General features: G+C 34.7%; 20 protein-coding genes. 11 read left to right on the top strand and 9 right to left on the bottom strand.

Annotation, left to right across the window (positions count from 1 at the left end; all coding sequences use genetic code 11):
• The first annotated feature begins 51 nt into the window (after nucleotides 1-51).
• The gene (locus C9E89_RS14150) at nucleotides 52-1,092 is read left to right on the top strand and encodes an AlbA family DNA-binding domain-containing protein (protein WP_107009019.1); all 1,041 of its coding nucleotides are present in this window, start codon (nucleotides 52-54) and stop codon (nucleotides 1,090-1,092) included.
• A 37-nt stretch (nucleotides 1,093-1,129) separates the two neighbouring features.
• On the top strand, nucleotides 1,130-1,684 hold the full coding sequence (locus tag C9E89_RS14145; protein WP_107009020.1) for a CbrC family protein: 555 nt from the start codon (nucleotides 1,130-1,132) through the stop codon (nucleotides 1,682-1,684).
• Between the two features lie 26 nt (nucleotides 1,685-1,710).
• On the opposite strand, the gene C9E89_RS14140 is transcribed toward C9E89_RS14145, so the two are convergent.
• The 4 genes from C9E89_RS14140 to C9E89_RS14125 all read right to left on the bottom strand — a co-directional run bounded on the left by C9E89_RS14140 (nucleotide 1,711) and on the right by C9E89_RS14125 (nucleotide 4,835).
• Nucleotides 1,711-2,313, bottom strand: coding sequence for a GNAT family N-acetyltransferase (locus tag C9E89_RS14140; protein ID WP_107009021.1), 603 nt, complete (start codon nucleotides 2,311-2,313; stop codon nucleotides 1,711-1,713).
• Nucleotides 2,314-2,449: 136 nt separating this feature from the next.
• Nucleotides 2,450-3,301 carry a DMT family transporter gene (locus tag C9E89_RS14135; RefSeq protein ID WP_107009022.1) on the bottom strand — a complete coding sequence of 284 codons (852 nt, stop codon included), beginning with the start codon at nucleotides 3,299-3,301 and terminating at the stop codon, nucleotides 2,450-2,452.
• A gap of 81 nt (nucleotides 3,302-3,382) precedes the next feature.
• Nucleotides 3,383-4,420, bottom strand: a complete 1,038-nt coding sequence (gene fba, locus C9E89_RS14130; protein WP_107009023.1) for a class II fructose-bisphosphate aldolase — start codon at nucleotides 4,418-4,420, stop codon at nucleotides 3,383-3,385.
• 130 nt (nucleotides 4,421-4,550) lie between these two features.
• A complete protein-coding gene (locus tag C9E89_RS14125) occupies nucleotides 4,551-4,835 on the bottom strand; it encodes a hypothetical protein (protein WP_107009024.1) in 285 nt (94 codons plus the stop codon).
• A 378-nt stretch (nucleotides 4,836-5,213) separates the two neighbouring features.
• Between C9E89_RS14125 and C9E89_RS14120 the strand changes: the two genes are divergently transcribed.
• The 4 genes from C9E89_RS14120 (at nucleotide 5,214) to C9E89_RS14105 (ending at nucleotide 8,223) form a co-directional block, all read left to right on the top strand.
• Nucleotides 5,214-5,393, top strand: coding sequence for a hypothetical protein (locus C9E89_RS14120; protein WP_107009025.1), 180 nt, complete (start codon nucleotides 5,214-5,216; stop codon nucleotides 5,391-5,393).
• Nucleotides 5,394-5,676: 283 nt separating this feature from the next.
• Complete coding sequence (locus tag C9E89_RS14115; protein ID WP_107009026.1) at nucleotides 5,677-6,831, top strand: hypothetical protein; 1,155 nt, start codon at nucleotides 5,677-5,679, stop codon at nucleotides 6,829-6,831.
• A 9-nt stretch (nucleotides 6,832-6,840) separates the two neighbouring features.
• Nucleotides 6,841-7,689 carry a hydroxyethylthiazole kinase gene (gene thiM / locus C9E89_RS14110; protein ID WP_107009027.1) on the top strand — a complete coding sequence of 283 codons (849 nt, stop codon included), beginning with the start codon at nucleotides 6,841-6,843 and terminating at the stop codon, nucleotides 7,687-7,689.
• Nucleotides 7,690-7,854: 165 nt separating this feature from the next.
• Nucleotides 7,855-8,223: an SMI1/KNR4 family protein gene (locus tag C9E89_RS14105; RefSeq protein ID WP_107009028.1), complete on the top strand. Its 369-nt coding sequence runs from the start codon at nucleotides 7,855-7,857 to the stop codon at nucleotides 8,221-8,223.
• 28 nt (nucleotides 8,224-8,251) lie between these two features.
• Here C9E89_RS14105 and tsaA read toward each other — a convergent pair whose 3' ends face one another.
• Nucleotides 8,252-8,971, bottom strand: coding sequence for a tRNA (N6-threonylcarbamoyladenosine(37)-N6)-methyltransferase TrmO (tsaA, locus tag C9E89_RS14100; protein WP_171405137.1), 720 nt, complete (start codon nucleotides 8,969-8,971; stop codon nucleotides 8,252-8,254).
• A 105-nt stretch (nucleotides 8,972-9,076) separates the two neighbouring features.
• Between tsaA and C9E89_RS14095 the strand changes: the two genes are divergently transcribed.
• The 4 genes from C9E89_RS14095 to C9E89_RS14080 all read left to right on the top strand — a co-directional run bounded on the left by C9E89_RS14095 (nucleotide 9,077) and on the right by C9E89_RS14080 (nucleotide 14,419).
• A complete protein-coding gene (locus C9E89_RS14095; RefSeq protein ID WP_107009029.1) occupies nucleotides 9,077-9,856 on the top strand; it encodes a ferredoxin--NADP reductase in 780 nt (259 codons plus the stop codon).
• 388 nt (nucleotides 9,857-10,244) lie between these two features.
• Nucleotides 10,245-11,642, top strand: a complete 1,398-nt coding sequence (locus C9E89_RS14090) for a GntP family permease (RefSeq protein ID WP_107009041.1) — start codon at nucleotides 10,245-10,247, stop codon at nucleotides 11,640-11,642.
• 38 nt (nucleotides 11,643-11,680) lie between these two features.
• Complete coding sequence (locus C9E89_RS14085; RefSeq protein WP_107009030.1) at nucleotides 11,681-12,841, top strand: iron-containing alcohol dehydrogenase; 1,161 nt, start codon at nucleotides 11,681-11,683, stop codon at nucleotides 12,839-12,841.
• A gap of 81 nt (nucleotides 12,842-12,922) precedes the next feature.
• Nucleotides 12,923-14,419: a CoA-acylating methylmalonate-semialdehyde dehydrogenase gene (locus tag C9E89_RS14080; protein ID WP_107009031.1), complete on the top strand. Its 1,497-nt coding sequence runs from the start codon at nucleotides 12,923-12,925 to the stop codon at nucleotides 14,417-14,419.
• A gap of 68 nt (nucleotides 14,420-14,487) precedes the next feature.
• Here the strand turns inward: C9E89_RS14080 and C9E89_RS14075 are convergent, their stop codons facing one another.
• Nucleotides 14,488-15,240 (bottom strand): IclR family transcriptional regulator, encoded by a 753-nt coding sequence (locus C9E89_RS14075; RefSeq protein WP_107009032.1) that lies wholly within the window; start codon nucleotides 15,238-15,240, stop codon nucleotides 14,488-14,490.
• Nucleotides 15,241-15,516: 276 nt separating this feature from the next.
• Between C9E89_RS14075 and C9E89_RS14070 the strand changes: the two genes are divergently transcribed.
• Nucleotides 15,517-16,773: a mechanosensitive ion channel family protein gene (locus C9E89_RS14070; RefSeq protein WP_107009033.1), complete on the top strand. Its 1,257-nt coding sequence runs from the start codon at nucleotides 15,517-15,519 to the stop codon at nucleotides 16,771-16,773.
• Nucleotides 16,774-17,073: 300 nt separating this feature from the next.
• On the opposite strand, the gene C9E89_RS14065 is transcribed toward C9E89_RS14070, so the two are convergent.
• The 3 genes from C9E89_RS14065 to C9E89_RS14055 all read right to left on the bottom strand — a co-directional run bounded on the left by C9E89_RS14065 (nucleotide 17,074) and on the right by C9E89_RS14055 (nucleotide 20,588).
• Entirely contained in the window at nucleotides 17,074-17,289 is a 216-nt protein-coding gene (locus tag C9E89_RS14065) for a hypothetical protein (protein ID WP_107009034.1), read from the bottom strand.
• Between the two features lie 170 nt (nucleotides 17,290-17,459).
• The gene (gene tkt / locus C9E89_RS14060) at nucleotides 17,460-19,448 is read right to left on the bottom strand and encodes a transketolase (RefSeq protein ID WP_107009035.1); all 1,989 of its coding nucleotides are present in this window, start codon (nucleotides 19,446-19,448) and stop codon (nucleotides 17,460-17,462) included.
• Nucleotides 19,449-19,772: 324 nt separating this feature from the next.
• Nucleotides 19,773-20,588, bottom strand: coding sequence for a hypothetical protein (locus C9E89_RS14055; RefSeq protein ID WP_107009036.1), 816 nt, complete (start codon nucleotides 20,586-20,588; stop codon nucleotides 19,773-19,775).
• Between the last annotated feature and the right edge of the window lie 155 nt (nucleotides 20,589-20,743).

Raw genomic sequence — 20,743 nt, 5'->3', positions numbered from 1 at the left:
ACATATTTGTTGAAAATACAAAATACCATACAGTCAAGGAAAAGGTGTGTGATGGATTTAAACACATATATCACCAATAAATTTAAGAACTTTAATGAGTTTTTAGAAACCCATTGGCATGACTACCCCAATAGCTATAAAGAAATCCAAACTTTATTATTTTTTCAGTCCTATACCACCAAAGAGCTTTCTGAAAAATTTGAAATTAATATTTATCAATCTTTAAAATATTCCACACTGAAACATTATTTTCAAAAAATAGAAAAATATATCGACACTCCTCCTAAACAACTTTTTCCTGCTTCTTTCCATCGCCCCTATGAACATATTTTAAATGAGTTTAAATATTTAAGTTTTTATCAAGAGCCTTTTGAGTTTCAAAAAAAAATTATACGAATAAAAGAAACTTTTAATAAAATCTCAATCCCGATCCATAGCCATGAAATTTATAGTGAAATTTTAAAGGTTTTAAATCAGAGTTTTGATTTTTTAGCAGACTCAGATGTTTCTATCGAGCATAAAATCAAACTGATTTACCAATGGCAAAATATTCACAATCTTGAAACCGTAGTCGCTTATACATCCTTAGAAAAGATTAAAACGACCTTGCAACATTATCAGCAAAAGCCCCATATTGATTATTATCTCAACTTAATTCATCTTGGAGAAAATCAACGCGTTGAATTTAAGGAACGTACTACAGACTTATTAACTAACCGCAAGTCTGATAAATGGGCAAAAGCTTGTTTTGCCTTTATGAATACACGAAATGGTTATGTATTTATTGGGGTTTCTGATGATTTAAAAATCGTGGGAATAGAACAAGAAATGCAAGATTTTTTTAATAATTCGTTAGACTTGATGAAACGTAGTTTGATTGACAAACTCGCGCATGAAAGTCACAAAATTTCCAATATTTATTCGACACTTGAAGATATTCAAATTCATGGAAAAACCATTTTAGTGTTTAAATGTAATAAAGCTGATCGACCACTTTATTATAAAGGTGAACTTTTTATGCGTACTAATGCTCAAACAACTCGCGTACCGCCTGAGTTGATTGAAAGTTTTAGAGAAGCGTTTTATTGTTGAATACTCAGAATATAAATAAATTAGGTCAATTAAAATAATGAATTATCCGTACTTTAAATATCACCCTAATGCCTACGCACTAAATATTTTTGAAAAAGAAGATGGAGTTTGCTCGATTTGCAACCAAAAATGTGATTTAAAATACAGTTGTTCCTTCTACAGTTTAAATGAACCAGATTATATTTGCCCATGGTGTATTGAAAATGGCGCAGCTGCGAAGCTTTATCAGGGTTCATTCAATAATGATATGAGCATTGAAAATGTTGAGTTTATTGATGAAGATGAAATCGTGAATGTTTTATATCCCATTTCTGATGAATTTGTCGATCAGATCTGTTATCGCACACCAAGTTATGTCAGTTGGCAGCAGCAGGTTTGGTTAATTCACTGTAATGAACCGTGTAAGTTTATCAATTATGCCACCAGTGAATTATTACACCCCATTTTGCATGAAATACTTGAGGATATTGAATATTCAGGTATGTCATTAGAATGGGTACAACATCATCTCACTACGGACAGCGATTTCAGTGCTTATCTGTTTCAATGTATTCACTGTGGTAAACATCGTTTGCATTTAGATAGTTGCTGATTATTGAATATCTTTTTTATTTCCACTTATATCGTGATAAGTAATTTATTTAAATGCCTTTTTATCTCACTCCACTCATCACTCACGATACTAAACATCACCGTATCTCGAATTGAACCATCTTTTCTTAAAGCATCCTGACGTAAAACCCCATCACGTTTTGCTCCAATTCGTTCAATCGCTTTTTGGCTTTTTAGGTTCAAAATATCTGTACGTAAAATAACTGAATTGAGTTGTAAAACTTCAAAAGCATGTTGCAACAAAAGAAATTTGCACTGCGTATTAATATGGCTACGTTGCACAGATTGTGCATACCACGTATAACCTATTTCTACTCGGCGCACATCCCAATCAAAATCTCGAAAACTGGTTGTACCCACAATCTGCCCTGTATGTTGATCCATGACCACAAAAGGAATACGTGTACCTTCAGATTTTTGCGCTAAAGCTTTACGAATATATATTCCCATTTCTAAATAATGAGGCACAGACGTATAATGTAATTCCCATAAACGACCATCTTGACAGACTTTCATCAAGTCTGGTTCATGTTCTTCACGCATAGCAATAAGTTGTACTTGGTTTTGATAAAGTGAAGCAGATAGCGTAGAAAATAGGTCTTGATTCATGGCACATACACCACTACAAAGAAAGCTCTCGCCTATTTTCCACTCTATTTTTTAAACTTTTATGATCAAAATATGATGTTTTAATGACTTTAATAACCAAATTAATATTTGAATCGACTTTTCAAAAACATAAAGCTTAGATCGCCAAAGCCAAACATATCACGCCAATTAATCCCAAAAATAATCCTACTAAATTGAATAATTTCAATTTTTCTTTAAAAACAATCAGTCCAGCAGCAACACCCAATAGCACCACCAAAATATTCATACCTGCAAAAACAATAGCTGGGGAATCCTTTAACAACATATGTGCCTTAACATACAGTGTAATATTGGCAAAATTTAATAGCCCTAAAGCAACACCAGCCACCACATTTTTACTTTGCCATTGTGTTTTTTTAAGTACTAAATAAAAAATTGTAAAAATAAACGCTGCAATAAACATTAAGTTTAATGTCACAGCAAATTGTAATCCCAAACTCGTTGTATATTTTAATAAAATATCAACCAGCGCATAACCAATCCACACACTCAATAAAAAGAAAACGCCTTTTTGTTCAACGGTATGCTCAACTGATTGTTTTTGTGAAAGAACAATAAAAAGTACTGCAACTACTCCTAAAATCGTACCCACCATTTTCAAGGGATTAAACTGTTCTTGAAATAAAAAATAAGCTGCTAATAAAGACAAAACTACGGATAAACGCTGAGCAAGTTCAGTTTTGAGAATACCTGCTGTTTGCAAAGATTTTGCTAGACATAAAAAAATACTGGGTAAAACCACGCCTAAAACAATAATCAGCCACCATGGTGTATTCAAAATTGAAATATGAGCAAGATCAGGTTTAAACCAAAAATAACTTAAAATACTGGCTATTACATAATTCCATGCAATCATTTGCAAGGTATCATAACCTTTGTTTTTTGCAATTTTAAGCAGGATCGAAACCAGTACACTACACAAGGCTGCTGAAAAAATAAGCTCCATTACGATCCTTTTATTCCATTTTTAGTTCAAGAAAAAGCCCACAAAATGTGGGCTTTTATTTTATAAATAATCTAATAATAATTATTTATAACGTTCAACCATTTTCTCTAAAGAAATTGGACGAATCTTATCTGCATTACCCGCTGTACCAAATGCTGTATAACGATCTACACAGATTTGTTTCATCGCATCTACAGTTTTTGCAAAGAATTTACGTGGATCAAATTCACTTGGTTGTTCAGCCATCATGCGACGCATTGCGCCTGTAGATGCTAAACGTAAATCTGTATCGATGTTGATTTTACGTACACCGTGTTTGATTGCTTCAACCAATTGTTCAACAGGAACACCATAAGTTTCTTTGATGTCGCCGCCGTATTGATTAATCACAGCCAACCATTCTTGTGGCACAGAGCTTGAACCGTGCATTACAAGGTGTGTATTTGGAAGTGCCGCATGAATTTCTTTAATACGGTCAATTGCCAAAATGTCGCCTGTAGGTGGACGTGTAAATTTGTACGCACCGTGTGAAGTACCTACTGCAATTGCAAGCGCATCAACATTAGTATCTGCAACAAAGCTACGAGCTTCTTCAACAGAAGTGAGAAGTTGTGAATGGTCAAGTACGCCTTCTGCGCCTACGCCATCTTCTTCACCCGCCATACCTGTTTCAAGGCTACCCAAACAACCAATTTCACCCTCAACAGAAACACCACATGCATGTGCCATTTGAACTGTACGACGAGTGACATCAACATTATATTCATAAGATGTTGGTGTTTTACCATCTGCACCCAAAGAACCATCCATCATCACTGATGAAAAGCCTAATTGGATTGAACGTTGACATACATCAGGGTCTGTACCATGATCTTGATGCATTACCACTGGAATATGTGGCCATTCTTCAATCGCTGCCAAAATAAGGTGACGTAAGAATGGAGCACCTGCATATTTACGCGCACCTGCCGAAGCTTGCACGATTACAGGTGAATTTGTTTCATCTGCGGCTAACATGATTGCACGCATTTGTTCTAAGTTGTTTACGTTAAACGCTGGAACGCCGTAATTGTGTTCACCGGCATGATCCAAGAGCTGGCGCAATGAAATAAGAGCCATAATATCCTCCCAGGTAATGTGGCATATTCTACCCTGTGATTTGTTTCAATTCAGCAACAATATTGACTATTTCAAAAAAAAGCCCTGCAAATGCAGGGACTTTTAACAAATAACAACAAAGCGATTTAAATTATTGAGCTTTTGCAGGTTCTTCAGCTGCTTCAGGTGTTGCCGCATCTGCTGGTGCATTGGCTTTCTCAGCAGGAACATCTGTATTTTTTTCATCTAATACAGGTTGATCCAATGCATCAATCGCTGCTTGTTGTTCTGGCGTTACTTTTTCTGAAGTCGCTTCAGGTGCAACCGCGGCAGAACTTGAACCTTGCTCAGCAGCAGGTGCTTTTTCTTGTTTTGAACAAGCAACTAAAGTTAAAGGAGCGATAAGAAGTACAGCAAGTGCAAGATTTAATTTCATCACATTTTTCCACAACGGGTGATTTAATAGCACTCAGTTTATTTCAGATATATTTCATTTTCATGACTAAAAAGTGAATAAACCATTGTGCTTTATGTCACTTTTATTTAATAACTTTCAATAAGTGCTCAACAGTCTGTGATTGCTGTTTATTTTAAGCCATTTACACATTGTCAATTTATAACTGTTTACTCTGGTACACTTTGCTTATACTTTACACATATCACATAAATTTTTAAAAATGCATTAAACATCAAATATTATGTTAATTTTCACGTATTTTACTTACATAAAAATCACATATCACAACACATTAAACATATTTTCTTCTTTAAAGTTCGGAATCTCGTTTTAAACTTATTTTTTTAAGGATTATACATGAAAACTGTATCTAAGCTTTGTCTTGCTGCTCTCATTTCTACACAATGTGCAATTGCTATTGCTGCTGAAAATCAAGCAGAAACACCTGCTGCGACTGAAGCTGTTGCTCAAGAAACTGTCGTTGTTTCAGAAGCTTCTGCTAGTGCAGTTGTAGCAACTGAAGAAGCTGCAAAATAAGTTTAAATCAATTAAAAGCCTTATATCAACGTGAGGCTTTTAGTTGATACTTATTCAGTTGTAAATGTGATTTTTCAACTAAAAATAGCAATAAAAATCACTTATCATCAATGAACATAACACGCATTTTTTAACGTTTCTAACCCGCTTTCTAAAACCCATATTATAAAAAATAGTTTTTGATTTTTTTGATCATTCAACACTTCTCCATACTCAAAGTGAAAATTAGCATTCTATGACATAAAATTTTATACTCATGTCAACTTTAGCATTTAGATTAATTATGGCGCTCCTAATTCTACAAAAAGAACATGATGAAAGTAGTTTTTGTCCTCTTTGTAAAGCCTCTATGTTTCTCGTTTCAGCTGAACTCAATGATGTTCCTTTAGAATATTTTGAGTGCACACATTGTGAACATAAAATATCTGAATCAGATGCGATGCAGTGTACCTGTCAAAACTGTTCGCAAAATTTGCTTTCATCTAAAGATGAAGCTAGTCCAAACCATAAAAAGGTTTTAAATATACGTCCACTTTCAAGTTTATATTTAATTGATAAATTATTTTTGCTCTCTGTTTTAGAAAAAACTATGCATAATGATTATTTTGAGCATGAGTTTATTAATTTTGAAAAATTAAAATGGGAAAAATTAGCCTCGACTTATTCTCTACAAAGTACAATTCTCTATCGGCTTGAAAAATATCATGTGATTAGTAAAAGAAGAATGGTCACTTTAAAAGATGATGACAATAGCTATTATCTTGATGTTCGAGTTGACCGCTTTTTAGAACCATCACTATATACAATTTATCAAAGATTAAGACAATGGTTTTTTGAAGATTTTAAATATGGTGCACCATTTCAACAAGCTGAAGAAGTAAAAAATACGCTATTCATTATTTTTTATAATGAAATTGTTGAATTTACTCAATATTATTGTAAAAGATTAGGTGTTAAATTTTCAGGAAATAAAAAATTTAAGGATTATTGCGATTATTTATTAAACTATTTATCCTTAGGTCAAATTTATTATATGATTCAAACTGCATTAGATTATTTACACCAACAAAATAATGCGCTTGATCTTCAAAATACAGATTTTAATAATACCAACAAACTCCGTAAAACCCTTGAAGAATATCGTCGAACATCGATTGAAAGAAAATTTGAAATTTCAACCTTACCTCGTCCATTCGATTTAAAATTCAGTCGTATGAGTGAAATATTTTTATTCCAATTTATTAAATTAGATGAAAATTATATTGCTCAAACGATTCAGCATATTTGGCATAATATCAAACCGCGTATGGAGTTTTTTTCAAAATTTAATTGTATGCACTGTGGCTCTACAGAATTAAGTATCGAATATGATGCCAACAACTCAATTTCGACATTTTGTAATCGTTGTAAACACCAAGACCATTACTTTACTCAGTAAGGACTGAATATGAATCAGCTTGAAAATATTTCTGCACAATCCATTCAAACAGAAACTTTACTTGAGAAAGTGATCGAAGCTTGGACATTACTACATACACAACAACCCTTGGTTCACTGTATTACCAATAGTGTTGCAGCTAATTATGTTGCAAATGTTCTACTTGCCGCAGGAGCTTCTCCTGCCATGATTGACAACCCTTTTGAAGCTGAAAGTTTTGCAAATATTGCCTCAGCCCTAAGTATAAATCTTGGTACGCCAACAACAGAACAAATGCAAGCAATGAAAATTGCTGCTCAAACTGCTCAAATCAAAGCAATGCCTTGGGTACTTGACCCTGTCGGTTATGGTACATTTTTAAAGTGGCGTAGCGAAATGGTCGATCAACTTGTTTTATTAAAACCCACGATTATTCGCGGTAATGCTTCAGAAATCAGTACGCTAGCAGGAAATCAAGTACAATCCAAAGGTGTAGATAGTACGCTTGCAAGTGATGATGTTTATCAAACCGCCTTAACACTTTTAGAATGTACCGAATGTGTTGCAATCTCAGGCGAGTCTGATTTTATTTTATCAAAAGAATTAGACATCACCATTAAAGTCAATGGTGGCAGTTATTTACAACCCAAAGTGACTGCAACAGGTTGTGCTTTAGGTGCCTTAATTGCAGCCTATGGTGCTGTTACAACGCCCACATTAGCAGCATTAGCAGCACATATCCATTTTGCTATTGCAGGTAAACTCGCTTTTGAAAAAACGCAATCTGTAGGCAGTTTTAATGTGGCATTTCTAGATGCAATTTATGAAATAAATGCTGAAAAAATTTATGAATATGCCGACTTTGAAGTTTTAAAATAATTTAATGCTAAAAGGCTTCTTTGAATTAAGTCATCTAGAAAGAAGCCTAAAATATTTGATAATTAAATAGAGCTTCAATCTATTGGCAGTTTTTGGTTCATAATCCAATAAATGTTTTAAATCATGAGATCATCGGTTAAATCACACAAACACTGAAGGTTAAATATGCATCATGCTATATTAAGTCATATTAAAAAAATTGAAGATTATTGGAAATATACGCTCCCCTTATATTATCAAAAAGTTCTAATTCATATTATTCAAGACCAAGCTATTTTTGAAGTTGAATGTAAAGAGAATGAAGAAGATGTTTTTATTTGTTTTTATAATGCTTTTGACCTCATTGAACGTAATAAAACCTACCAAATCCAAGTTCATGAGCCTCATTATTTAATGATTGGACAAGAAGGTGATCAGGGATATTTCATTTCCAATATCGAAAATGATTTGACTTTATATTGTTTAGATCTAGGTGCGATTGGTAGCTTAGACATGCAACCATTTACACAAGATCTCAATATTTTATTTCTATAAGTTTCTAATGAAATCTTGTGTAAAAAAATCAGGCTAAGACTTGCACCTCAATAATTTCAACATCTACTTGGCTGACCTTAAAGCTCACATCTAAATTAGAAAATTTCATTTTATACACACGTGATTCATCTTCTTGATAGGCTGGACGTGGGTCTAAAGACAGCACTTGTTCAAGTTCATATTGCGTTTGTGCTGTAATTTTCTGAGTTTTCAATAAGTTTTCTAAAGTTAATTGTACATTTTCAGACCAAACAACTTTTTTTCTGATCGGCTCTTGTTGTGCATAACCACTCGTCGCATTCATCAGAGCATCTGAATATTGAATATAAGGCTTGATATCAATGATCGGTGTGCCTTCTAATAGGTCACTTCCTGTTAAATAAATACGCACCGATTTTCCTACTTTTTCCACTTTTTTAAGTTGTACGACCGACAAACCTATAGGTGCAGGACGATACATACTGCGTGTTGCAAACACGCCTATTTTTTTGTTCCCCCCTAAACGTGGCGGACGAACTTGTGGTCTAAATTTTTGATTTTCTTCTATATTCTTATTTTCATGAAATTGCCAAACCAGCCATAAATGACTAAATTCTTCAATTCCTTCAAAGGCTAAAAGATCATTATAAGGTGCAAGCATCTCGATATAAGATTCAACTTGTACCAAATTTGGTTGGCGTGGAATACCAAATTTTTCCTTGTAAGGAGAATGCATATAACCAATAATAGGCAAAGTCAACTCAGTCATAATCACTTTTTCTGATAAGCTCAATTAAATATATTCAGTTTATCGAGAATGATTTTAGATTAGAATAGTAAGCTGTTCTAATTTGATAATTTATTGAGACCTTTAATGGCTGCTTTCAACGTCGAAAAGATTACTCACGTACACCACTGGAATGACACATTATTCAGTTTTAAAACAACACGTGATACCACTTTACGTTTTAAAAATGGTCAATTTGTGATGATTGGACTTGAAGTCAATGGTAAGCCTTTAATGCGTGCTTATTCTATTGCAAGTGCTAACTACGAAGAAGAGTTAGAGTTTTTCTCTATTAAAGTACCAGATGGTCCTTTAACTTCAATTTTACAAAAAGTAAAAGTCGGCGATGATATCCTTATTTCAAAAAAACCAACAGGAACATTAGTTCTTGATGATTTAAATCCGGGTAAAAATTTATATCTTCTTTCTTCAGGCACAGGTCTTGCACCGTTTTTGTCAACGATTCGTGACCCTGAAACTTATGAACGCTTTGAAAAAATCATTGTTGTTCACGGCACACGTTTTATTTCAGAACTAGCTTATCAAGATCTAATCTTAGATGAACTTCCAAATCACGAGTTTTTCCAAGAATTAGGTATTCGTGAAAAATTAGTGTATTACCCAACTGTGACACGTGAAGACTTCCATACGCAAGGTCGTGTAACTACTGCAATTGAATCAGGTCAACTATTTGAAAAAATTGGTTTACCACGTTTCAACCCTGAAACTGACCGTGCAATGTTATGTGGTAGCCCTGCTTTCCTTGACGATGTTGCAGCTTTACTTGACCAACATGGTCTTAAAGAATCACCAAAAATGGGTGTGTTAGGTGACTATGTGATCGAACGCGCATTTGTAGAAAAATAATTATTGTTTCAATATAAAAACCGAGTCTAAGCACTCGGTTTTTTTATCATCCAAAAAATATAGTTTGAGATTATTTTCCTCTCTTATGCTTCAAAACAATCAAAAGTGTTCATTTTAAGAAAAATATTCAACAAGATTCAACTGATTAAGTACATCATACCCAATCTTTAAAATACAAATTAATTCATATTTTTCAATATAATATATACTAATTACACATTTCAATCGCTGTTATATGTTCTTTCTTAACATAATTTTTGGATATTTTTTTAATACCTAGAAGTGTTGTCAATCGTTGCTGTTGACTTATGTAAAATTACGCTATATAAATTAATAATGATACGAAATGTATCATTATATGGATATTATAAAAACAGGACGTAAAACAATGATCGGGCTTATCGGAATAATCCTGTCTTTGATATTGCTGATGTATTTAGCGTATCGAGGCTACAGTGTCATCATACTTGCACCACTATTGGCACTTTTTGCTGTACTTTGGAGTGGACTCAGTCACGAAGTATTAGGTTTTTATTCTCAAATTTTTATGACAGGTCTAGGCGGTTACATCATCAAATATTTCCCTTTATTTTTGTTGGGAGCAGTATTTGGTAAATTAATGGATGACTCAGGTTCAGCAAAAACAATTGCGAATTTTTTTGTTGAAAAATTAGGGCATAAACGTGCCATGTTATCGATTGTATTATCTTGTGCAATCTTAACTTATGGCGGTGTGTCATTATTTGTAGTTGGTTTTGCAGTATTTCCGATCGCAGCTGCATTATTTAAAGAGTTAGGTATTCCAAAACGTCTGATTCCAGCAGCCATTGTATTAGGTGCTCTTACATTTACCATGACAGCACTTCCTGGTACACCTGCTATTCAAAATGCGATTCCAATGCCATTTTTTAATACAGACTTATATGCAGCACCAGGTTTAGGAATTCTGGCCTCTATTTTTATTTTATTTTCAGGTATGTGGTGGCTCAATAAACGTGTTAATTCAGCACATTTGAACCAAGAAGGTTATGGTCAACATGTTGAAAGTCATCATTATTCAAAGGAATTAACGCAAAGTGAAAGTCCGAGTTTAATGATTGCTATGACTCCGATTTTTGTCGTTATCATTATCAACCTTGTTTTAACTAAACTTATTTTACCAAATCTAGATACTGCTTATTTAGCAACGGATAAATTTGGGAATACTTCTCTCAGTTCTGTTGTTGGTTTATGGGCAATCATTTGCGCACTGATTCTTGCTTGCCTCACGATCATTGTTTTAAATTGGAAATACATTGCAAATTTAAAAGATTCTTTACAACAAGGCGTGTCTTCATCATTTTTGCCGATTTTCAATACTGCCTCTGAAGTTGGTTATGGTTCTGTCATTGCTTCATTAGCAGGATTTATTATTTTACGTGATTTTTTAGTCGGACTTGCACCCAATAACCCGCTTATTTCCGAAGCGATTGTCATTAACGTACTGGCTGGTATCACAGGCTCGGCTTCTGGTGGTTTAAGTATTGCACTCAATACAATGGGTGAAACTTATATGAATTTAGCGCAACAATTTTCCATTTCTCCAGAGCTCATGCATCGGGTCGCTTCTATGGCATCAGGTGCACTCGACTCACTTCCTCATAATGGTGCTGTTATTACGATCATCGCTTTATGTGGTTTAACACATAAACAATCTTACTATGACATGTTCATTATTGCTGTGATTATTCCATTAATCGCATTAATAGGCGTAATTACGCTTGGCACAATGTTTGGTTCTTTTTAACTCAATAATTTAAAAATGATAAATGACAAGGAAATTTTATGTCACATAGTATTCAACTCCCTCGTATGATGGAAATTGGTAAAAATTCACGCAGCAAACTGCCTGATATTCTGGCTGCACTAGGTTGTAAAAAGCCCTTAATTATTACTGATAAAGTGATGGTGTCTTTAGGTTATATCACTAAAATTCAAGAGATTTTGAATAATGCTGGTATTGATTCTGATTACTTTGACCAAACCATTCCAGAACCGACTTCGAGTTCTATTGAAGCAGGCGTTGAACATGTCAAAACACATCAATATGATGCCATTATTGCTGTTGGTGGCGGTAGTCCGATTGATAGTGCAAAAGCGATCAGTATCTTAGGAAAATTTGGTGGCAATATTCGTGACTATAAATTTCCACGCCAAGTCAATGAAACAGGTTTACCGATCATTGCCATACCAACGACAGCAGGTACAGGGTCTGAATGCACTCGTTTCACCATTATTACTGATGATGCCACAAGTGAAAAAATGCTGTGCGCAGGAATTGGATTTTTACCTGTCGCAGCCATTGTGGACTATGAGCTGACCATGTCATTGCCTGCACGTACTACGGCAGATACCGGTATAGATGCTTTAACACATGCGATTGAAGCTTATGTGAGCAAAAAAGCCAGCTTATATAGTGATGCCCAAGCACTTGCAGCGATGAAGCTCATCGCTGCAAATTTACAAAAAGCGTATCACCAACCTGATAATGAGCAAGTTCGTGAAAAAATGATGCTTGGCTCTACCCTTGCAGGCATTGCATTTTCCAATGCTTCTGTAGCGTTGGTACATGGGATGAGTCGTCCAATTGGCGCGTTTTTCCACGTTCCACACGGGCTTTCAAACGCTATGCTTTTACCGAGTATTACAGCTTATTCAATTCAAGCAGCGCCTGAACGTTATGCAGATTGTGCTAAAGCAATGGGTGTTGCGCATATTGATGACTCACATGACAGTGCTAATGAAAAATTGGTTCAAGCTTTAATCGAAATTAATCGCGATTTGCAAGTTCCCACATTGGCTGAGTTTGGTGTACAAAAAGCTGATTTTGATCAAGTTGTGCAAACAATGGCTGAACAAGCTTTAGCTTCAGGTTCTCCAAACAACAATCCACGTGTTCCAAGCGTCAGTGAAATGGTGCAGTTATACCAACAACTTTGGTCATAACTAAACTTTTTAAATGCATTAAATACACCACACTTTTATAACAACTCAATGATTTAACAGTTTTTTCAGAGGAAATTTATCATGGATATGATCGGACATTTTATCAATGGTGCTATCAATTACGACCATACACGCACTCAAGCAGTTTATCATCCATCAGAAGGGATACAGGGCAAAGAAGTTGCAATTGCAAGTAAAGTCACGGTTGAACAAGCGATTGCTGCCGCAGAAGCTGCTTTTCCTGAATGGCGTAATACACCCGTCATTAAACGTGCACGTGTTATGTTTAAATTCAAAGAATTACTTGAAAAAAATGCTGATAAAATTTGCCAGCTCATAGGTGAAGAACACGGTAAAATTGTGCATGATGCCGCAGGTGAATTACAACGAGGCATTGAAAATGTCGAATATGCTTGTGGTGCACCCGAGTTTTTAAAAGGCGAATTTAGTAAAAATGTTGGACCTTCTATTGATTCTTGGAGTGAATTCCAACCACTCGGTGTCGTTGCAGGAATTACGCCATTTAATTTCCCTGTGATGGTGCCTCTCTGGATGTTCCCTATGGCAATCGTCTGTGGCAATACTTTTGTGTTAAAACCTTCAGAACGTGATCCTTCATCAACCTTATTTATTGCACAACTTTTAAAAGAAGCAGGCTTACCCGATGGTGTATTAAATGTTGTGAATGGCGATAAAGAAGCTGTTGATACTTTACTCCATGACCCACGTATCGAAGCTGTCAGCTTTGTTGGTTCAACGCCAATTGCTGAATATATTTATAGTACAGCAACTGCCCAAGGTAAGCGTTGCCAAGCTTTGGGCGGGGCAAAAAATCATGCCATTGTCATGCCAGATGCAGATTTAGATAACGTTGTTAGCTCACTTCTTGGTGCTGCCTTTGGCTCATCAGGTGAACGCTGTATGGCGCTCTCTGTCGCTGTTGCTGTCGGTGATCAAATCGCTGATGAAATGATTGAAAAATTATCTGAAGCAATGCAATCCCTGAAATATGGGCATTTTTCAGATAAAAATAATGATTTTGGTGCAGTCATTACAGCACAACATAAAACCAAAGTCGTTGGTTATATTGATAGTGCAGAACAGCAAGGTGCCAAGATTGTCGTTGATGGTCGAAAAGCTGCTCCTGCTGGCTATGAAAATGGTTTTTATGTGGGTGCAACACTCATTGATCAAGTTCAACCTGAAATGACCAGCTATAAAGAAGAAATTTTTGGTCCTGTATTACAAGTGGTACGTGTAAATAGCATGCAAGAGGCAATGGATTTAATCAATGCGCATGAATATGGTAATGGCACCTGTATTTATACCCGTGATGGTGAAGCAGCACGCTATTTTAGCGATCATATCAAAGTAGGTATGGTTGGTATTAACATTCCACTACCAGTGCCAGTGGCTTATCATAGTTTTGGCGGTTGGAAACGTTCATTATTTGGTGATTTATCTGCGTATGGTCCAGATGGTGCACGTTTTTATACACGCCGCAAAACCATTACTCAGCGTTGGCCAACAGCAAATGTCCGTGAAGGTGCACAATTTGCCATGCCAACTTTAAACTAAATTTAATCTCTTTTACGATGAAAAAAACCGCAATAACCATTGCGGTTTTTCTTGTTAAATCTGATAGTTTATTTGATGTTGATCAATTGCTCCAAATCCTGTGCTGCTTGACGCAATAAAGGTTCGAAGTTTAATAAATCCTGTAGTGATTTACGTATAGTCGGCGCATGCGTATACAAACAGGCAATAATTGCATCATCTTTTAAAATAGGCACTGAACAAGCCACCATTCCTGCAATAAATTCCTCATCATCTGTTCCCAATTGCTGCTCAAAAATTTGTTTTAAATTTTGTGCGAGTAAATGAGACTCAACAATGGTATTTTTTGTAAGTGAGCAAATCGGCAAAAGTTCTAAAATTTTCTTTTGTCGCTCAACAGCTAAAAAACTTAAAAATAGTTTACCACTTGAAGTACACCATAACGGCACAGTTGAACCTACAGGTAAATAAACTTGTAAGGGCCAATTGGTTTGTACTCGGTCGGTATAAAGCATTTGGTTATCATTTAAAATTGCAATACCGCATGTTTCTCCAATTTGATCAGAAAGTTTCTGTAAAATTGCCATGCGTTCCATTTTACGTGGTTCTTGCTCCCATGAGCTGATCAGCAATTTATAAGTGCGATCACCAATCACATAGCCGCCATAAGCATCATATTTCACAAAACCTTGGCTTTCTAAGGTTTGTAATAAACGATGAATACTCGGTTTAGGAATATCCAATTCAACCGCTAAGTCTAAAGGCGTAGGTGGATGTTTCGCAGTCGAAATTGCTTCAAGAATATCAAGCACTCTGGTAATAGAAGAACCTTTTTTATTCATTTTTTCATTTCATTAAAACATAAATCAATTCAGTTTAAGTTAACATAAGATACTGTAGGTATAAATCTTTATTCTATTTTTCCAAGCTTATATATTGCATGATTTAAATTAAAAATTTTTAGGCTAAATAAAATAAAAAAATAATCATCAACAATATAAATCGTTTGTTTGTGGTGAAAAACTTTATCTTAAATGTAGCTAAATCGTTACCCAAAAACATATTGTCATTATAAATCAATAGAATATTTCACTCGCAATTTAATAGAGGTTTTAATTTTGGAAAAGTTTACTTTTATCCAAAACATCCAAGATTGGTCAGATCAATATCCTTGGTTAGAAATGTTGACATCCTTGAGTATTCTGATCTTGTTTGCATTACTTGCTAATTTTATTGCGAAACAAATCGTTGTACGAGGTATTCGTCAACTGATTTCTAAATTAAAATTTGCTCATAGTGAAATTCTATCAGAACATAGTGTCATTCGCCGTATCGCAAATATTGTTCCTGCGATTATTATTATTAATGGAATTCTAACTGTTCCTCATTTATCTGTTAAAGTTATTACTGTTATTCAAATGCTTTCTCAAGCATTTATTTTTCTGACAATCGCATTAGCAATTAGTGAATGTCTCAGTATTTTTAATTTATTTTATCAAAATACTCCTAAATCACGTAATAAACCCATCAAAGGTTATTTACAACTTGTTAAATTAATTATTTATATTGTTTGCGGTTTATTAATTTTAGGTACATTTTTAAAGAAAGATGTCTTTAGTTTACTTGCAGGCTTTGGTGCAATGGCGGCTGTACTTATGCTCGTTTTTCAAAATACGATTTTGTCAGTTGTCGCATCGGTACAAATTTCTTCTTATGATATGGTACGTATTGGCGATTGGATTGAAATGCCTTCTCTCAATGCAGATGGTGATGTCATTGATATGTCATTACATACGATTACTGTACAAAATTTTGATAAAACATTTACCACTATTCCAACCAACAAACTCGTCACTGATACTTTTAAAAATTGGCGTGGAATGAAACAGTTAGGTGCTAGGCGTATTAAACGCTCTATTTTTATAGATCAAAATAGTGTGCATTTCCTAAGTGCGCAGGAGCAGAAAAAACTAAATGCTTTTTTATTATTAAATACCTATTTAGATGAAAAACAGAGCGAATTAAAAGAGTTTAATCAACAGTTTTTAAATGATGCAACATTCAACCAACGTCGCTTAACGAATATAGGAACTTTTCGTGCTTATGTTACCGCTTATTTAAAGCAGCATTCGGGTATTTCTCAAACTCAAACAGTTATGGTCAGACAAATGCAACCAACCAGCGAAGGTTTACCATTGGAAATTTACGCTTTTGCCAATACCACAATTTGGGGAGATTACGAGATGATTCAATCTGATATTTTTGATCATCTGATGGCAATCTTACCTGAGTTTGGTTTGAAAATTTATCAAGCCCCTTCAGGCTCCGATCTACAAGCCATATTTCAGCAAAATCATATTGTAAATCACGATTAACATTTTTCCTCTTAAAGATGAATATTTCATTGCACTCGGCTTGGGTGCAATGGAGATTCATTTTAAAAAATACAGGGATTGATATATGCAACTTTATCTTTCAAATGAAATAAAAATTCTAGTGCCTTGAAGTTACAGCTATTTTTATCTAAATTTAATCTTTCTAATACGCTTAGAAACCAATTTAAGTCGTTCATTCTCTAAAATACTATTTTAAAAATTTTAATTTAAACTGTTCCGAATCTATATCGGAAAAAAACTAAAGCCCCATTTCGGAGCTTTATATTTACCAATTTCAACTTACAACTTTTCAACCAAAATTCGATCGATTTGCTTTAAACCTGTTTGCTTTTCATGGTTTTTGCGACGGATTTTGATTTGCTTGTCATCTGCTAAATCTTGCAATAACAATTCTACAGCAACCATTGATTCAAGCGGTAAATCTTGACCAATCCATTTTTGCTCACCCGCATCCATTAGCACAATTTCATCGCTAATTTGTTCATAAAGACTCATATTTTCCTCACTTATGGTATTTAGATCACCATATCTCATGAAAACGAAATGACGCAGGACACTATATACCTTTTAATAAAAACTACCAGTAAAATCTGATCAATTTACAAACAATTTATAAAATAAAAAACGCTCCTATTGGAGCGTCTTTAAACAGTTCAATTAAAACATTAAGCTGTTAATTCTTTAACTGCATTTACAACGGCTTCAGTGGTAATACCAAAGTGTTGGAATAATTCTTTAGCAGGTGCAGACTCACCATAAGTGGTCATACCGATCACTTTACCGTCCAAGCCAACAAATTTCCACCAGTAGTCTACATGCGCAGCTTCAACTGCTACACGTGCACGAATGTTTGCAGGAAGAACAGCTTCACGGTATGCCGCATCTTGTTTCACAAATTCTTCAGCACATGGCATAGACACTACACGCACACCTTCAAGTTGTGCATATGCTTCCATTGCCAATGAAACTTCTGAACCTGTTGCAATGATAATCGCTTTCAATTCACCTTTTTCTTTCGCCAACACATAACCACCTTTAGCCACATCAGCAATTTGTTCTGCTGTACGGGTTTGGAATGGTAAGTTTTGACGAGAGAAAATAAGTGCTGTAGGACCTTCGCTACGTAACAATGCAGATTTCCATGAAATAGAAGCTTCTACAGTGTCACATGGACGCCAAGTGTTTAAGTTTGGTGTACCGCGTAAAGATGCAATTTGTTCGATTGGCTGATGTGTAGGACCATCTTCACCTAAACCGATTGAGTCGTGTGTATAGACATGAATTACACGCTGTTTCATCAATGCAGACATACGTACTGCATTACGTGCATATTCCATAAACATCAGGAATGTCGCAACATAAGGAATGAAACCGCCATGTAGTGCTACACCATTGGCAATGGCTGTCATACCAAACTCACGTACACCATAATGCACATAGTTACCCGCTGCATCAGACTCTACGCCTTTAGCACCTTTCCAAAGCGTCAGGTTAGAACCTGCTAAGTCAGCAGAACCGCCCAAAATTTCAGGAAGTTGTGGAGCAAATGCTTGAATTGCATTTTGGCTTGCTTTACGTGTAGCAATGGTTTCAGCTTTTGCATTCACTTCAGCGATATAAGCATCTGCTTGAGCAACAAAGTCCGCAGGTAAATCACCATTTAAACGACGTTTTAATTCAGCCGCTTCAGTTGGGTATTTTGCTGCATAAGCTGCAAAAACTTCATCCCATGCAGATTCAGATGCAGTGCCTTTGGCTTTAGCATCCCAAGCTGTATAAACATCAGCAGGAATTTCAAATGGACCTTCTGTCCAACCTAAAGCTTCACGAGTTAATGCAATTTCATCATTACCGAGTGGCGCACCGTGGCAATCTTCTTTACCTTGTTTGTTTGGTGAACCTAAACCAATAATGGTTTTACAGATAATCAAAGTCGGTTTTGCAGTTTCTGCCTGTGCTTCAACAGTTGCAGCACGGATTGCGGCAGCGTCATGACCATCTACACGAAGCACTTGCCAACCATAAGCCAAGAAACGTTGCTCTGTATCGTCAGAGAACCAACCTTCGACTTCACCATCAATTGAGATACCATTGTCATCATAATAAGTAATGAGTTTGCCTAAACCTAAAGTACCTGCCAATGAACATACTTCATGGGAAATACCTTCCATTAAGCAACCATCACCCAGGAAACAATAAGTGAAGTGATCAACAACTTTAATGTCTTCTTTGTTGAACTGTGCAGCAAGCGTTTTTTCAGCAAGCGCAAAGCCAACCGCATTGGCAATACCCTGACCTAAAGGACCTGTCGTGGTTTCAATTCCAGGCGCATAACCTAGCTCTGGGTGACCAGGTGTTTTTGAATGCAATTGGCGGAATGCTTTCAAATCTTCGATTGAAAGATCATAACCTGTCAAATGTAATAATGCATATTGAAGCATTGAGCCATGACCATTTGAAAGTACAAAGCGGTCACGGTTCGCCCATTGTGGATTTGTTGGGTTGTGATTTAAAAACTCACGCCACACCACATCTGCGATATCCGCCATCCCCATTGGCGCACCTGGATGTCCAGAGTTTGCTTTTTGCACAGCATCCATTGCGAGTACACGAATTGCATTGGCAATACGACGTTCATTCAGCGGGGTTGTCATAGATCAAAGTCCAATAAATATAAAAAAATAAGAGAATGAATAAAAATTCAAAACTGCCGTATATTGTCGTAAAAAAAATGAAGGGCGTAAAGCCTGTTCAGCTATAAATATTAAAACGCAACGCAATAGAACAAAAAAACACCAACAAAAAGAACATTACAACATTAAAATGACAAAATTATGATCTTTGTTCTATAAAAAATTCAGTGCCTTAGAATATCTTTATATCAAAAATAAAGATTAAAATGCTGATCATGAATCATTTATAAAATTAAGTATTTAGTTGAATAATATAACATTAAAATAATTTGATATTAAATCAAGTTATATACGATAAAATTGATTAATTCGATCTAAAATTTCTTTGCGATCTAATGCAAATTCTTGTCCTTCAAGTGCTGCAATATGATTCACTAAATTTTGAATGTGAGGGCTTAAATCCTGAAAACTACCTTCTAAAGTGAATAAATATGCTTGATAAGCAACCGATAAAGAATCATAAGGTTCTATATTTTTGACGACTTGAGCCAGATCAATCAATAAGTCTTTATCTAATTGTGATAATTTAGCGGTCTGAATTACTTCATTTCTTTCAGCTATTTTAATATTCGCAATACATTCAAATAATAAAGAAGAAGCTTGATTTAAATGAACAGCTTGCTCAGTTAATAAATGATTATCTACAGTAGACTTAAGTAGAAAAATGATAGAATCTTCTTTTAAATTATAGACATTCATCAAAAATACAATAGCTTGTTGAAAAACCGTAATAATCCATTCTTTTTTTTCATCTAAATCTTGTTCATAAAAAGCCGTATCATAAATTTGACTCATTAAACTATTTTGATAAATATTATTTATAGAAGAATTAAACTGTAAATCATAATAAATTTCTTTTTTAAATTTCCATTTATTTATATTCCACTTATCATCTTCCAAAAGATATTGTTGCTTATTTTCAGTATGATCAAAAATACTAGATTGTGTTGAAATTAAAAATGATTCTATATCAAAATTTTTATTAAGCTCTACAACGAATGCATATATACCACTACTTTTATAATGATAATAAAACTCTTGAAATGTATCACTAATTAACATTTTCAACTGTTCTGTTTGTTTAAGGTTTATATCAATCATACTCATCTCTATAATCTAAAAAACAGATTTTATTTAAATTAATTATAATCAAATATGAAATTACTTAAAACCTTTATATTAAAAAATATCAAAGTATCATGAAGATGCTTTACTATTTTTATATAAGTAAGACTAAAACTATCTTTCCTTCCCCC

Origin of the sequence: Acinetobacter sichuanensis (assembly GCF_003024515.2) — a bacterium.
GTDB lineage: Bacteria > Pseudomonadota > Gammaproteobacteria > Pseudomonadales > Moraxellaceae > Acinetobacter > Acinetobacter sichuanensis.
Note: the sequence above shows the minus strand (reverse complement) of the source record. Positions and strands in the feature narration are given on the sequence as shown.

Bases quoted from the DNA above. Each gene is read 5' to 3' on its own strand.
- C9E89_RS14095 (WP_107009029.1), top strand. From the start codon at position 9,077: ATGGCTGCTTTCAACGTCGAAAAGATTACTCACGTACACCACTGGAAT.
- C9E89_RS14065 (WP_107009034.1), bottom strand. From the start codon at position 17,289: ATGAGTCTTTATGAACAAATTAGCGATGAAATTGTGCTAATGGATGCG.
- tsaA (WP_171405137.1), bottom strand. From the start codon at position 8,971: ATGACTGAGTTGACTTTGCCTATTATTGGTTATATGCATTCTCCTTAC.
- C9E89_RS14075 (WP_107009032.1), bottom strand. From the start codon at position 15,240: ATGAATAAAAAAGGTTCTTCTATTACCAGAGTGCTTGATATTCTTGAA.
- tkt (WP_107009035.1), bottom strand. From the start codon at position 19,448: ATGACAACCCCGCTGAATGAACGTCGTATTGCCAATGCAATTCGTGTA.
- fba (WP_107009023.1), bottom strand. From the start codon at position 4,420: ATGGCTCTTATTTCATTGCGCCAGCTCTTGGATCATGCCGGTGAACAC.
- C9E89_RS14140 (WP_107009021.1), bottom strand. From the start codon at position 2,313: ATGAATCAAGACCTATTTTCTACGCTATCTGCTTCACTTTATCAAAAC.
- C9E89_RS14115 (WP_107009026.1), top strand. From the start codon at position 5,677: ATGGCGCTCCTAATTCTACAAAAAGAACATGATGAAAGTAGTTTTTGT.
- C9E89_RS14135 (WP_107009022.1), bottom strand. From the start codon at position 3,301: ATGGAGCTTATTTTTTCAGCAGCCTTGTGTAGTGTACTGGTTTCGATC.
- C9E89_RS14055 (WP_107009036.1), bottom strand. From the start codon at position 20,588: ATGATTGATATAAACCTTAAACAAACAGAACAGTTGAAAATGTTAATT.
- C9E89_RS14090 (WP_107009041.1), top strand. From the start codon at position 10,245: ATGATCGGGCTTATCGGAATAATCCTGTCTTTGATATTGCTGATGTAT.
- C9E89_RS14085 (WP_107009030.1), top strand. From the start codon at position 11,681: ATGTCACATAGTATTCAACTCCCTCGTATGATGGAAATTGGTAAAAAT.
- C9E89_RS14145 (WP_107009020.1), top strand. From the start codon at position 1,130: ATGAATTATCCGTACTTTAAATATCACCCTAATGCCTACGCACTAAAT.
- C9E89_RS14080 (WP_107009031.1), top strand. From the start codon at position 12,923: ATGGATATGATCGGACATTTTATCAATGGTGCTATCAATTACGACCAT.
- C9E89_RS14120 (WP_107009025.1), top strand. From the start codon at position 5,214: ATGAAAACTGTATCTAAGCTTTGTCTTGCTGCTCTCATTTCTACACAA.
- C9E89_RS14125 (WP_107009024.1), bottom strand. From the start codon at position 4,835: ATGAAATTAAATCTTGCACTTGCTGTACTTCTTATCGCTCCTTTAACT.
- thiM (WP_107009027.1), top strand. From the start codon at position 6,841: ATGAATCAGCTTGAAAATATTTCTGCACAATCCATTCAAACAGAAACT.
- C9E89_RS14105 (WP_107009028.1), top strand. From the start codon at position 7,855: ATGCATCATGCTATATTAAGTCATATTAAAAAAATTGAAGATTATTGG.
- C9E89_RS14150 (WP_107009019.1), top strand. From the start codon at position 52: ATGGATTTAAACACATATATCACCAATAAATTTAAGAACTTTAATGAG.